Source organism: Micromonospora sp. ABR4_055 (assembly GCF_056160425.1).
In genome coordinates this window covers 15,757-28,425 of record NZ_JBSWXD010000080.1, presented here as the reverse complement: position 1 = coordinate 28,425, position 12,669 = coordinate 15,757, and the positions used below count along the sequence as shown (strand labels likewise).

The 12,669-nt window shown below is 71.2% G+C and carries 12 protein-coding genes; 3 read left to right on the top strand and 9 right to left on the bottom strand.

Features of this window, described 5'->3' with window-relative positions; translation table 11 throughout:
* Window positions 1-148: 148 nt before the first annotated feature.
* Window positions 149-865 carry a hypothetical protein gene (locus ACXAHD_RS18940; RefSeq protein ID WP_475052097.1) on the bottom strand — a complete coding sequence of 239 codons (717 nt, stop codon included), beginning with the start codon at window positions 863-865 and terminating at the stop codon, window positions 149-151.
* Window positions 865-1,410, bottom strand: coding sequence for an RNA polymerase sigma factor (locus tag ACXAHD_RS18935; protein ID WP_475052095.1), 546 nt, complete (start codon window positions 1,408-1,410; stop codon window positions 865-867). The genes ACXAHD_RS18940 and ACXAHD_RS18935 overlap by 1 nt, the downstream gene beginning before the upstream one ends.
* A gap of 121 nt (window positions 1,411-1,531) precedes the next feature.
* Here ACXAHD_RS18935 and ACXAHD_RS18930 point away from each other — a divergent pair, with 121 nt between their 5' ends.
* Complete coding sequence (locus ACXAHD_RS18930; protein ID WP_475052092.1) at window positions 1,532-2,110, top strand: helix-turn-helix domain-containing protein; 579 nt, start codon at window positions 1,532-1,534, stop codon at window positions 2,108-2,110.
* Window positions 2,107-3,330 (top strand): retropepsin-like aspartic protease, encoded by a 1,224-nt coding sequence (locus tag ACXAHD_RS18925; protein WP_475052089.1) that lies wholly within the window; start codon window positions 2,107-2,109, stop codon window positions 3,328-3,330. The genes ACXAHD_RS18930 and ACXAHD_RS18925 overlap by 4 nt, the downstream gene beginning before the upstream one ends.
* A gap of 140 nt (window positions 3,331-3,470) precedes the next feature.
* Here ACXAHD_RS18925 and ACXAHD_RS18920 read toward each other — a convergent pair whose 3' ends face one another.
* The 5 genes from ACXAHD_RS18920 to ACXAHD_RS18900 all read right to left on the bottom strand — a co-directional run bounded on the left by ACXAHD_RS18920 (window position 3,471) and on the right by ACXAHD_RS18900 (window position 6,873).
* Window positions 3,471-3,881 carry a type II toxin-antitoxin system VapC family toxin gene (locus ACXAHD_RS18920; protein ID WP_475052087.1) on the bottom strand — a complete coding sequence of 137 codons (411 nt, stop codon included), beginning with the start codon at window positions 3,879-3,881 and terminating at the stop codon, window positions 3,471-3,473.
* Entirely contained in the window at window positions 3,878-4,156 is a 279-nt protein-coding gene (locus ACXAHD_RS18915; protein ID WP_281552875.1) for a type II toxin-antitoxin system Phd/YefM family antitoxin, read from the bottom strand. Before ACXAHD_RS18915 ends, ACXAHD_RS18920 begins: the two co-directional genes overlap by 4 nt.
* Window positions 4,157-4,294: 138 nt before the next feature.
* Window positions 4,295-5,239 (bottom strand): acyltransferase domain-containing protein, encoded by a 945-nt coding sequence (locus ACXAHD_RS18910; RefSeq protein WP_475052084.1) that lies wholly within the window; start codon window positions 5,237-5,239, stop codon window positions 4,295-4,297.
* 84 nt (window positions 5,240-5,323) lie between these two features.
* Window positions 5,324-6,145, bottom strand: a complete 822-nt coding sequence (locus ACXAHD_RS18905) for an SAM-dependent methyltransferase (protein WP_281552873.1) — start codon at window positions 6,143-6,145, stop codon at window positions 5,324-5,326.
* Window positions 6,146-6,303: 158 nt separating this feature from the next.
* Window positions 6,304-6,873 carry a TetR family transcriptional regulator gene (locus ACXAHD_RS18900; protein ID WP_475052081.1) on the bottom strand — a complete coding sequence of 190 codons (570 nt, stop codon included), beginning with the start codon at window positions 6,871-6,873 and terminating at the stop codon, window positions 6,304-6,306.
* Window positions 6,874-6,991: 118 nt separating this feature from the next.
* Between ACXAHD_RS18900 and ACXAHD_RS18895 the strand changes: the two genes are divergently transcribed.
* A complete protein-coding gene (locus tag ACXAHD_RS18895) occupies window positions 6,992-7,900 on the top strand; it encodes an SDR family oxidoreductase (RefSeq protein WP_475052078.1) in 909 nt (302 codons plus the stop codon).
* Between the two features lie 21 nt (window positions 7,901-7,921).
* On the opposite strand, the gene ACXAHD_RS18890 is transcribed toward ACXAHD_RS18895, so the two are convergent.
* The gene (locus ACXAHD_RS18890; protein ID WP_421357952.1) at window positions 7,922-10,225 is read right to left on the bottom strand and encodes an IS1096 element passenger TnpR family protein; all 2,304 of its coding nucleotides are present in this window, start codon (window positions 10,223-10,225) and stop codon (window positions 7,922-7,924) included.
* A gap of 53 nt (window positions 10,226-10,278) precedes the next feature.
* On the bottom strand, window positions 10,279-12,606 hold the full coding sequence (locus tag ACXAHD_RS18885) for a 2OG-Fe(II) oxygenase (protein ID WP_475052075.1): 2,328 nt from the start codon (window positions 12,604-12,606) through the stop codon (window positions 10,279-10,281).
* Between the last annotated feature and the right edge of the window lie 63 nt (window positions 12,607-12,669).

Here is a 12,669-nt window from a genome sequence, read left to right as displayed (position 1 = left end):
CGTCTCATCCTTCGGGGCGAACACCGGCGCCATCGGACCCCAGCCCGGCCAAACGGGGGGGGGGTTCCGTTTCCCAGGGGGGGGGTGGAGGATCCCCTTTCTTTTCTTCCCCCCCCCCCCCCCCCCCCCTCGACGCACAGCCGGATGCTCACTCGCCTGGTTGTGGCCACACGATCCTTGTTGGATGCGAGCCGGGCCCGGTGTAGCGCATTCTGCCGAGCGTGCCAGACAAGGTGCAGGAGGTGGCGTCGGCCGGCGCGAGGTACATCGTCGTGTAGAAGAACTGTGTCTCCGTGTCGGCGTGCGTCGAGATGACCAGGACGCTTCCTTCGGGAAACAGCTCCGGCTGCATGGCGTACCCGTCGGTGGAGACCGGTTCACCTTCAGGTCCTAGCTTGTTGAGCGCCTCACTCGTGTAGCCCCGAGCATCGACACCAGGGCAGAAGCGCTCTGGCAGGCCGGTACGCAGCTCGGTTGGTACGCCGGCCTGGCGCAGGTCGGCGGCAAGACCGGCCGGGTCGTTGAGCCGGTCCCAGTCGACCATCAGTCCTACCGAGCCGTCCGGGTTGGCGGTTACCGCGTAGGCGGGGGTGGCCCCGCCGGGGCCGGCAAGCCAGACCGTCGACGCCGCGAGGGCCACCGCCACCGCGGCGGCGGCGACCCCGCCGAACGCGAGCCGCCGGTGCCGCACCCGACGATCAGCGGCACGCGGACGCCGTACCGCCGGCGTGCCGGACGGTTGCGCGACGTCGGACCGGGGTTGCGCGAGGATGCCGGCCAGCATCGCCGTGGCCTGCGGCGACTCGGCGTCCACCGGCCAGTCAGCGACTGGATCCGCGTCGCGGATCAGTCGATCGGTTTCCATCATGATCCTCCTTCGTTTGCCAGCGGGGAGAGCGCGGCGTCCGCCGGCCTCCTGGTCGGAGCCGGCTCCAACGCGGCCGCCAGCCGCCGCCGGGCCCGAAACAACCGCACCTTGTACGCGGTACGACTGCACCCCATGGCGGTGGCGGCGGCGGTGGCGTCGAGTCCTTCCCAGGCGGCCAACCGCAGCGCCTCCTGGTCTGCTTCGGACAGTTGCGCCAACGCTCGGTGTACCCGTACCTGGTCGATCACGGCATCGGCATGGTCGGCCGTGACCGTCTCGACGACCGCGCCCAGCCGGGTCGTCAGCCTCGCCTGCCGGTCCCGGCCCCGGATCTCGTTGCCGATCAGGTGCCGGGTGGTGGCGTACAGCCAGGGCAGCGGGTCGGTGGTCGGCACGTCCGGCAGGCGTCGCCAGGCGACGAGGAACGCCTCGCTGACGAGGTCCGGCGCGCGTTCCCGGCCGACCCGGCGGGCCGCGTACCGCATCACCGCGCCGTAGTGCCGTCGGAACAGCTCCGCGAATCGTCTCCGATCGTCGTCCATGCCTGGTCTGTTTCCGCCTCCGCCGTCGGGGTTACCGCCCGCGCGGGGGCGTCGTTGACAGCGTTGCAGCCAACTTTGTACGCTAGTACGAAATTCCGGAACAACGATCAGGGGTGACCGGGTGGCATCGGATTCAACGGAGCTGCGGATCGCCGCGCTGGAGCGGCGCGTCGAGCAGTTGGAAACGGCGGCAGGCCGGGGCAGCGGTGGGTCAGGCACCGGTCGAGCAGCCGGAAGCGAAGCGTTGGGGCTGCTCGACCGGCTACGTGAGCAGCGTGCCGAGGCCTCCGGAGAGCCGACGGAGACCGGCTCGATCACCTATGCGGGGGCAGCCGGGTTCGGCCGCCGCGAATACCAGTGGGTCATGGAGCATCGCGTCCAGGATCTCGCCGCCGCCGACTGGGCAGCCGCCGCCGGCACGCTCGAATCCCTCGGCAGCCCGGCACGCCTGGCCCTGCTCGCCGCACTGCTCGGCGCGCCACGCACCCGTACGCAGCTGCAGGAGGTGCTCGGCGAAAGTTCGACCGGACACCTCTACCACCATCTGCGCGTCCTGCAGACGGCCGGCCTGCTCGCCCAGCCCCGCCGTGGCGAGTACGAGCTGACCCCGCGAGCAGTCATCCCTCTGCTGACCATCATCGCCGCAACTTCCGACCTCGGCACCGGCGGCCAACCGCCGCCAGCGCAGGAGGAGCGGTGAGCCGGCACCGAGGGCTGCTGCTGAGTGGGTCCGCCCGCGCCGCGTGGCGGGCGTGGACCCGGGGGGACGTCAGCGAGGTCGAACGGCTGGCGACGCAGGTGAGCCCTCGGCAACGCGCGCACCTGCTGTTCCTCACCGACTACGTGTGCGGACGCTACGAACAGGCGCTGGCACACCACGCGACGCTGCGACCAGGGCCGCTGGGCTTCAGGCGGTTGGACGGGCTCGTCGCGCAGGCACTGCTGCATCTGGACAGACCAGCCGAAGCGGCGGCGTACCTGCGCCGGCGACGGCCGCGACGACCGACACCGCCGGACCTTCAGCTGCGAGTGGACCACCCGCTGACAAGCAGCCTCGGCCGCACCACGACGCTGCCGTTCGCCGACCACGCGTTGGCGCCGTACCTGCCGGCGGTGGTCGCGACCATCGACGGCCACCAGGTGAACGCCGTCATCGACACCGGCGGGCCTTTCATCGTCATGGGCACCCCGCGCGCCGACGCGCTCGGCATCCGGCTCGTCGCCACCGGCCGGCAGCACCACGGCACCACCCGCACCGACAGCTACACCGGCCTCGCCCACGAGCTGACCCTCGGCGACGCCACGCTGACCAACGTGCCCGTCGAGGCGATGCCCACGTTGAAAGGCGGCCAGGATGTAGTGGTCATCGGCACCAACGTCCTGCAACGGTTCCTCACCACCGTCGACTACCCCGGCGAACGGCTGCTCCTGTCGCCCCGTCGCGACCCCGACGGGTCAGCCACGCATCAGGCGTTGCTCGGCAGTTGGCCCGAGGCCGCACGCATTCCGTTCCACCTGTGGAGCGACCATTACATGTTCGCCCGTGGCGGTTTCGGCGACCGCCAGGATCTCAACTACTTCATCGACTCCGGGCTCGCGTACGTCGTCCGGGGCGACGACGGATCGCCGCCCCGGCAGGCCTGCCTGTACGCGACAGCCCGGCGGTACCGCTCCTGGGGAGTCCCCCGTGCCCGCGCCGCCGGCCCGCACTTCGACACCGACGCACCGATCTCACTCGGCCCGCTGCGGCAGCAGCGGCAGTTCGTAGCCACCGCACCGGGTAGACGTGCACCGTGGGCGTCGTTCGGCGGCGTACGGATCGACGGTCTGCTGTCGCACGCCTTCCTAAGCAGGTACGCCTGGACCATCGACTTCGACCGGCACGAGTACGCCTTCCGCCAGCCGGCCCAGCTCTCGTGAGGCAGGGCGGCAAAGCAAGCCCGGCTAGATCTCGGCTAAATCGCCTGCGTCTGGCAAGGCCACCATGCGGCGGCGAAAGCGGGCCAGGCAAAGTCGGCACACCCTGGGTAACGGTGGTGGCGGTACCTCGTCTTCGTGGGTCAGTTCTGGCCGGGGCTTGTTACGGGTAGTCCTGCTTCCTTGGCATGGTCGAGCAGCCGCCGGTCGTAGGTTACGAAGGCAGTGAGTGCCGTGCCGGACTCGTTGGTCAGCACCTGGGCGGTGGCCAGGTGGATGGCGTCGAGGCTGCGGAGCGTCGGCTCGGCGAACGCGGCTGCGGTCGCCCGAATCGTGCTGTCGATCTCGAGTCGGAACAGCCGTCCGACGGCAGCCGGCACGCCGATCAACGCTTGCGGAGCTGCTCGGCGCAGCGCTCTGGGCACTTCCACCTCGACGAGAGCGGAGGAGACCAGCGGCACATCGTCGTGCTTGTTGAGCCAGGAGACAAGGTCGGCGCTGCACACCTCCTGCCGAACCAGCTTGACGACGGCAGCTGAATCGAGATAGATCACCAGCGCTCCTCGTCACGCATCGCGACAAGCGAGGCGGCCACGTCCACATCCTCGTCACCGAGCTTCGGGGGAAGCGGCACAGAGCCGCCGCCGGTGGGGGCGACGGCTCGCCCCGCCGCTACCAGCTTCGCCAACACCGACCGGTCGTCGCCTACCGGAACAAGTCGGGCAATCGGGTGTCCGCGGTCGGTGATCTCGACAGTCTCGCCACCACTCACCCGAGCCAACACCTGACTCGTGTTCTGATTCAGCTCTCGGACACCGATACGCTCCATGGACACGAGTGTAGAACTAGATGTTCTACGTTTCCAGCTCCTGGTGATCCGGCGACAGCAGACAGCCGGTCGGCCGTCACCCGCCTCGTTTCCGCCTCGGCCGTCGCGGTTACCGAGCCGGGTGCAGAGCAGGCGTGGTCAGATCGGGAAGCGACCGCGGCGCCACTGCCAGTGGCGGCCGGCGGACAGGTGGTCGACGACGGCGCGTTGCAGAACGGTACGGCGTGGTAGCGCGTCGAGCGGCGTGCTCAGGGTGCGGAACACGAACCGCAGCACCTCGACGTCGGCGTCCGGCCCGTCCTGCTCCTGGTACGGCTCCAGCTCGAACCGGCGCTGGAACCGGACGATGTTCGAGTCCGCCGGCAGGTACTCCCGCAGTTGCGGGTCGAGCAGCCACGACCCGCAGGCGAACGCCGCGTACCGCCCGTCGGGGAAGTGCCGGGGGAAGAACGCGCGGGCCGCGTCGAGTGACGCGCTGACCGCCTCCGGGGTCAGCGGCCCCGCGTCGGGGATGTGCAGTTCGATGGCGGTGTCGCTGCGGTGGTGCTGCAGCCGGCCCAGCTCGTAGAGGCCGCCGCGCACGTGCAGGGTCAGCCAGGCCTGCATCACCGGCCAGCCCTCGCCACGCATCCGCCGGTCGATGGCGAGGTTGCGGCCCAGGTCCGCGAGAGTCGCCCAGGACACGGCGTCGGCGATGCCGTGGGCGCGGTGGTACGCCCGGACGACGTCGACCAGGGCCAGGTACGCGTACACGTAGAGGTGCCGCCAGGCGGGTCCCCGGTCGCGGGGCAGCTCCGGGCCGGGTGCCAGCCAGCCGTAGCCGCCGAGGTCGGCCCGGACCAGGGCGATCGTCCGGTCGAGCAGCCAGCGCAGCTCCGGAGTCCACAGCGGCGAGTCGGGATCCGGCCAGCCGGCCATGATTTCGGCGGCGTCGTCCGGCCGCACCGCGAGCCGGTCCAGGATCGCGGGCGCGTCGGCCCTGGCCGGCAGCGGAGCCGACGGCCGGTCACCGGCGAGCCGGTGCACCCGCTCGACGTCGGCGACGGGCACCCCGAGCCGGGCGGCGGTCTCGTCCAGGTTCACCCGGACGACGCTACCGCCCAGGCCGCAGTTACCGGCGTGCTGCGGGCGACTCGCCTCCGGCAACGGCGCTGCCCGGTGCGGCGGTCAGGGAATTCGGGCGACCGCACCGTACACCGACACGTCGGCTGCCGCCGGACGTGGCTGGTCCTGCTCGTCGGCGCGCCAGTCGCTCACCACCCCGATCCCGGGTGGTACGAGGTCCAGGCCCTCCACCAGCGCGGCGAACTCGGCGCGTTCCCGGGGCCAGATGTCGGTCTGCCCGGCAGCCAGCATCCGGTCGTAGACCGCTGCGATCGGTGCCGGGAGGAAGTCCTTGGTCGCGTTGCTGACGACCAGGTAGCTGCCCGGCGGCAGCGCGTCGACAAGCTCGGCGACGACCGGCGCGGCCGCCCCTCGACCCGGCAGGAAGTGCAGTACCGCGACGAGCATCAGCCCGACCGGCTTGGACAGGTCCAGGGTGGCGAGCAGGTCGGGATGGTTGAGGATCTTGCCGGGCTCGCGCAGATCGGCCTCGATGTAGGACGTTCTGCCCTGGGTGGTGCTGGTCAGCAGGGCCCTGGCGTGCACCATCACCATCGGATCGTTGTCGACGTACACCACCCGCGACTCCGGCGCGATCGCCTGGGCGATCTCGTGCGTGTTGTCCGCGGTGGGCAGGCCGGTGCCGATGTCGAGGAACTGCCTGATCCCGGCCTCGGCGGCCAGGAACCGGGTCGCCCGGCCGAGGAAGCGGCGGTTTTCTCGCGCCGCGATCGGCGCGCTCGGCCAGGCCGCCGCGATCTGGTCCGCCGAGGCCCGATCGACGGCGAAGTTGTCCTTCCCACCGAGCCAGTAGTTGTATCGGCGGGCCGGATGCGGCACCGAGGTGTCGAGCCGGTCGAACAGCGTTGCGTCGTGGTCGGCCATGAGAACCTCCGGAACCCAGTTGAGTACGCCGGGCCGTCGGCTGTCGCGCCGACGGCCAACGGGCGACCGATCATACTGGACGGTTTACTGTGTGCTGGCCCGGCGGGCGCACCGTCGTCCAGCGACAGCCGTCATGCCGGCAACGTACCGCACGGCAACTACCGTCGAGCAGGCGAGGTGATCGCCTGTAGTTCGCTGGCGACCTCGGCGATCAGGTCGGTGAGCGAGTCGCGGTTGCCGGGCTCGACCCAGCGGGTGTACGCGACCCGGAACACGGTGACACCCGACTCGGTGGCCAGGGTCGCCGTGGTCTGGCCGAAGCCCTTGGCGCACAGCGCGGCAACGACCGCGGCCACCAGCGAGCCCATTTTGCGCAGCTCACGTTCCTGCAGCTCGGAGCTGCTCTCGATGATGGCCTGGCGGACCCGGACCAGCTCGAGGCGGTCGGCGAAGATCTCCTCCGCCACCCGGCGGAAGGCGGCGACGACCGCCTCGAAGGGGGCGGCATCCGTCTCGGTCACCGCCTTGACGAGGAGGTCTTCCAACTGCCCGCTGCCGCTGAACAGCGCCTCGCGTTTGTCGCCGAAGAGCCGATAGAAGGTGCGTTTGTCGAGGCCGGCGCGGGTGGCGATGTCGGTGACCGTGGTCTGTTCAAAGCCGCGTTCACGGAACAGCTCGAAGGCGGCCGCCTCCAGGCGGCCGCGTGCGTCCGGTTGCCAGCGGGCCATGCCGCGATGGTATCCGATGTCACACCGCGACATTCTCCCGGCAAAGTCATGTCGCCTAGTGACATCACAGGGTAGGGTGATGTCACTAGGCGACATCGGGACTCACGAAGGAACCAACATGCGCGTATTCGTCACAGGTGCCTCCGGCCACCTCGGCTCGGCGGTCGTGCCGGCCCTGATCTCCGCCGGACACGACGTCGTCGGCCTGGCCCGATCCGAAGCGTCCACTGCCGCGATCGAGAAGCTGGGTGCCCGGACGCGCCGCGGCGACCTGTCCGACCTCGACGTTCTCCGTACGGAGGCGAACGCCGCCGACGGCGTCATCCACCTGGCGTTCCGCCACGACCTCCTGCTCACCGGCGACCTGACCGGCGCCGCCGATGCCGACCTGGCCGCCCTCCACGCACTCGCCGACGGTCTGAGCGGCCCCGGCAAACCGCTGGTCGGCACGGGCGGCACAGCCATGCTCGCGATGGGCGGACTCGTCGGCCGCCCCGGCACTGAACACGACGCTCTCCCGAGCGGCTACCGGGTCGACGCGGAGAACTTCGTGATCGGCCTCGCCTCCCACGACGTGCGCTCCTGCGTCGTCCGGCTCGCTCCGACGGTGCACAGCCCGCTCGACCGCAACGGTTTCGTCACCGTCCTCGTCGCCGCCGCCCGGCAGCACGGGTACGCGGCGTACGTCGGCGAAGGCACCAACCGGTGGCCGGCCGTGCACACGCTCGACGCGGCCGACCTCTACCGGCTCGCCCTCGAAAAGGCCCCGGCCGGCTCCCGCCTGCACGCCGCCGCCGACGAAGGAGTCCCCTTCCGACAGATCGCCGCCGCCATCGCCCGCAACCTCGACGTGCCGGTCCGCAGCATCAGCCCCGAGGAAGCCGACGACTACTTCGGCTTCCTCGGGCCGTTCGCCCAACTGGACAATCCGACGTCGGCCGCGAACACCCGGGAACTCCTGGGCTGGTCCCCCAGCCGCCCCGGCCTGATCGCCGACCTGCACGACGGGCACTACTTCCAGGCGTGACGTCCCCGACGCGACCAACGCTCAGCCGAGGTCCTCGGGATCCGGGGTGAGCCGGTCGCGGGCTGCCGCGTTGAACCTGGTCGTACCGAGGCCGTGCTCGACGGCGAGCTCGGTGAGGTCGCCGAGCAGTTCATCGTCCGGGCCGACCTGGTCCAGGTAGTCCATGGTTTCGCGGGCCAGGTCGGACTCCAGGTTCCAGAGCTGGTCGCTGATCGCGGTGAGCGCGGCGGACCAGGCCGCAACAGACTGACTCGGCGCCAGTTCCCACGACTCGAGTTCGGCGGCGAGAATCCGGTGCCGGTCGGCCAAATCGGACACCCACAGCGGCTGCTCGGTCAGTTGCCCGGGTCGCGCCACCGGGACGGCGGCGGTTCGCAGCGCGAACGCCCGCCGCAGGTCTTCCCCGTCGGTGGTGGTCGGCGTGATGTCGCTGAGATAGCTGCGGGCGGCCGCCCGCTCGGGGTCGGCGTAGGCGCGGTCGAACGCCTCGTCGATCTCGGCGATCCGGGCCGCCAGCACCTCGACAGCGGCGGCGGGCAGGCCCTGCTGCTCGGCCGCCCACCCGGCCCAGGCGGTGACGGCGGCACCGAGCCCGGCCCGCTGGGCAAGGGTCAGTTCGAAGGTACGTGGGACGTGTTCGCCGAGGACGTGTCCGAGCCAGACCGGCCCGATCCGGGTCGGCGCCGAACCGTCCGTCCCGGTGGAACCGGCCAGGACCTGCGCCCAGAACCGCAGGACGTCGCCGTCGACGCCCGGCAGGGGTGCGGTGGCGGCCAGGAACCCGTCGACCGCCGCAGCCCGGTCCGCCCGGGTGTGGCGGGCCGGCTCGACCGGTTCGGGCTGTGGGAGCAGGTCGACCCGCTGCGCCACGATCGGCAGCCAGGCCCGGCTCTCGGCCGGCAGGTCAGAACTGACTCGCCGGAGCACGCCGGCCAACGCCCCGGACGCCCACGCCAGGGTCGTCTCTTCCAGGATCACCGGGCCGGCGGCGGTGGCGGCGGACTTTTCCAGCACCTTCCGCAGCGCGTCGACGCTTCGAGACAGGTGGACCACGCTGACCGTGGGGGTGGGGCAGGTGGCGATCTCGACGAGGATGCCGTGTTCGGCGGCGTCGCCGAGGTAGCCGAAGGTCACCAGCACGGCCTCCTGATCACCGAAGGCGTCCCGGTAGCGCCACGCCCGCCGTGGGTCCACCTTGCCGAGCCGCTCGGCCCATGCCGGAAACGGCACCCCATGCCGGGCCAGGTCGGTCAGCGCCTTCCCCGTGACCAGGCCGGGCATCAGGTGGTTCACGGCGGCGACGAACGCCGCCACGTGCGGTCTCGGCCGCCGGTTCGCGATGGAGAGCGCCCCCATCGCCAGCCCGATCGACCCCGACGGTTGGGTCTGGTCGAACCTGGCCAGCAGCTGCGCGGTGTGGATTTCCACGTCCATGGGGTCGGCCCGGTCGCCGAACTCACGGAACGACTCAGCCTCGGCGGCGACCACGTCGGCGCTGGACTCGGCAAGTTCCATCAGCCCATCGATCGCCTGCCTGACCTGGTCGGCGACCGGCTCGGCCGGCCAGCTGCCGTCACCCGCCAGCACGGTGAACGTGTTGCCGGGTCCGCCGGGCCGGATCTCGTCGAGAGTGGCCGTGTGGCGCCACCTCCGGCCGTGGCCGTGAAAGTAGTGGAACTGGTCGCCGAGTTCGGTGGCGATCGACACCAGCCGTTCCCCGTCCGCCGGGACACCACGCTGGCCAGACCCGGGCGCGACGATCGTGTACTCGTCGGTGCGGAAGGCGTACGACCCCTCACCGGGCAGCTCGAAGGCCTCCTGAAGCATCCGGTGGGCCCGATCCAGCGGGGTGTTCGACGGGATGGCAACCCGCCGCCACACCCGCTGCGCCACCCCGTCGAGCTCGACGGTGAGCACCAGCGACGCCGGGTCGGCCGGTTCGACCGCCAGGAACGACGGTGCCGCGCAGCACCTCTTGTACTTGCGGCCGGAGCCGCACCAGCACCCGGCGTTGCGCTCCGGCGGCCAGGCGACGGTGTCGGCGCCCTGCTCACCGAGCCAGCCCACGAAACCCAGCCGGGTCTGCCGGCTGGTCGGGTCCTGGCCGGTCTGTTCCGCGTACGCCAGCAGGCCGGGCACGTCCAGCGCGACGATCCGGATCGGGCCTCGGCCGTCGGTGGACAGGGCCTGCAGCTGCTGTTGAATCTCGCGGCGGTAGTCCGCGTGGTCCCGGTAGTTGGTGGCGTCCAGCAGGCCGCGCTCCCACGCCTGCTCGTAGGCCGAGGGTGGAAAGTACGCCATCTGTCGGACGGCCGTGATCGGCATGCTCGGGTCCTCGTAGCTGTTCGGAGTGGTCGGGGTCGGACCGGCCGGCTCGGTCAGTGGGTGAGCCAGGCCAGGTCTTCCTGGGCGCGGCGGCGGGCCTCGCGTTCGCGATCGAAGAGCGCGTCGGTTTTGCGCAGCACCAGAGTGTACGGTCGCCCGCTGCGCCGGGTCTGATGGTCGACCGGCAGGTCGGCCTGGTCGATGCGGGAGTGGACGTGGCGGCGGCGCTGCTCGGCCAGCGGCCACTCGAAGGTGCGGCGCGCCGGATCGCCGAGGAACGCCACCAAGGTGGTGCACAGCTCGCAGTCGCATCCCTTGGGCAGTTCCACCGACCAGTCGTCGGCGGCCCGAACTGGCCTGGCGAGCCGCTGCTCGAGCCGCCGGGCGGCGTGCGCGGTGAGGGTGTCGAGGCCGGTCACCTGCTGCCCCGCCTGGTCCGCTGCGGTCGCGCGGGTGGCCCGCAGCGTCGACATCGCGCAGCCAAGCACGTCGTCCTCGTCTTGACAGAGGAACTCGACCGGCCCGTCAGCCAGGTCAGCCGTACCGAGGCTGGCGGCACCAGCCAGGACGACGGCGATCTGCGGCCCCAGGTCCGCGAGGTACCTGCGCCGGTCGCGGGCCGCCGGGTAGCTGAGCAGTCCTCGGGCCCGGTTGTGCAGCTCGGACCAGACACCGGCCACCAGCAGCCGGCCGACCAGCACACCCCCGGCGTCGGAGGTGGCCCGCAGCGCCGCGCACATCGCGGGCAGCGATGCCAGCCAGTCCGGGGTCTGCTTGTCGAACAGCGACGAACGGGACAGCCAGTTCCGGCCGAACCAGCCGTTGACCCGCTCCCGGGTCCAGGACTCGCCGTAGCGGGTGGCGAGGCGGGCGAGCACCGGGGCGTCGGCCGGCGCCAGCGCCTCCACCCGCAGCGGCGCGAGCAGCATGGCAGCCAGGTCCGGCTCGTCGAGCTCCCAGGCGACCGCCAGTGCCCGCCCGGCAACAAGCTCACCGGCCGCCGGGGTGACCCGCCAGAACGAGGCGAGCGTGGCGGCGCTGCTCCGGGCACCGGCGACGTCCCCGGCCCGCAGCAGACCGGCGAGCCGGTCGAGGGCCCAGCCTGGCGACGCCTGCGCACGGATCGCGAAGGTCCACCGACGTGGCCACACGACGATCGCCGCCCGGCGGTACCACCGGTCCAACGTGTTGCCGTAGTTGCCCATGTACCCCTCGTACTCCGACGATTGGGGCGACAGGTTCGCGGTGGGCGTCGTGGCACACACCTCGTCGTCGGAAACCCGCAGCGACGTCGGCACCACCTCGCCGGACTCGTCCAGCCAGCAGTCGAGGGTCATCGACGAGTCGATGAGCTCTTCGAGCTCGTACTTGCCCGACCCGCTCCCGCCGCTGGGTTCCTCGTCGTTCCGATACCGGCCGTACCGACTCCGGCCCCGACCCCAGCGGCCCCATGATTCCTCGGGGTCGAGGGCGCTCCAGGTCTCCTGCAGCTCCGCCAACGCCAGGGTGACCTCACAACCGGCGGCCTGCGCGGCCGCCCGCACCGCTGCGGCACGTCCGACGTCGTCGCCCTTGAGCCGGTCCCAGCCCAACGCCCGCTGGGTGTACTCGTGGTCCAGCAGGTAGACCAGCCGGGCGGGCCCGTCAGCCGATTCCGCGAAGTGATCGTCCAGGCAGCCGGTCAACTCGGTGACCAGGTCCTGGCCCAGCGAGCCGGCGGCCAGGGTGACCGGGTCACCGGCGAGCAACAGGTTGTAGGTCAACACGATCCGGTGGCCCGTCGTCACCGGCGACACCTGGTGCCGACAGTCGGCGTAGAACGCGACGAAGGTCAGCTCGTCCGGTGACGATTCGTAGCTCCCGGTCAGGCCGGCGTGCTCGATCGAAAGCACGCCGCCGGCCGACTCCGACGGCAACGTCACCACCAGGGTGCCGATCATCGCATCGGCCTTCTCCGAATCCTGATGTGGCGCGAAGAACTGGCCGGGCGCGTACACCAGCATCGAGTGCAGCTCGGCGACCAGCTCGCACCCCTGCGGCAGGCCGAGGTCGGCCCGGAGCTGGTCCAGCATCGGGTGGAGCGTCTCGTGCCACCGCTGTTCGTCGATGTCGACGAGGCTCGTCGGGACTTCCCACGTGTCGCGCACCCCGGCGTCCGTCAGCGTCTGCTCACCCTTGCCGAACCTGGCCGGCCGGCCAACTGAGCACAGCTGCTTCGCCTGCTCGGCGGCCGCCGGCAAGGCGATCGGCCCGACACCGCGCACCGCGAGCCTCAGACCATGGGGTGACGCGGTACGACGTGCGCTGAACGCGCCAGCCGGGCCAACGGTGCCCAGTAGCGCGGCCAGTCGGTCAGGCGGGGTCACGGGGGATGCTGGCACGCGCAGACTCTAGGCCAGACAATCCGGTAGGGCCACTCGCACGTCCGTTCAGCGGACAACCGG

Coding starts and splice junctions, on each gene's coding strand:
- ACXAHD_RS18915 (WP_281552875.1), bottom strand. CDS start 4,156: ATGGAGCGTATCGGTGTCCGAGAGCTGAATCAGAACACGAGTCAGGTG.
- ACXAHD_RS18890 (WP_421357952.1), bottom strand. CDS start 10,225: ATGCCGATCACGGCCGTCCGACAGATGGCGTACTTTCCACCCTCGGCC.
- ACXAHD_RS18900 (WP_475052081.1), bottom strand. CDS start 6,873: ATGGCCCGCTGGCAACCGGACGCACGCGGCCGCCTGGAGGCGGCCGCC.
- ACXAHD_RS18905 (WP_281552873.1), bottom strand. CDS start 6,145: ATGGCCGACCACGACGCAACGCTGTTCGACCGGCTCGACACCTCGGTG.
- ACXAHD_RS18895 (WP_475052078.1), top strand. CDS start 6,992: ATGCGCGTATTCGTCACAGGTGCCTCCGGCCACCTCGGCTCGGCGGTC.
- ACXAHD_RS18940 (WP_475052097.1), bottom strand. CDS start 865: ATGGAAACCGATCGACTGATCCGCGACGCGGATCCAGTCGCTGACTGG.
- ACXAHD_RS18935 (WP_475052095.1), bottom strand. CDS start 1,410: ATGGACGACGATCGGAGACGATTCGCGGAGCTGTTCCGACGGCACTAC.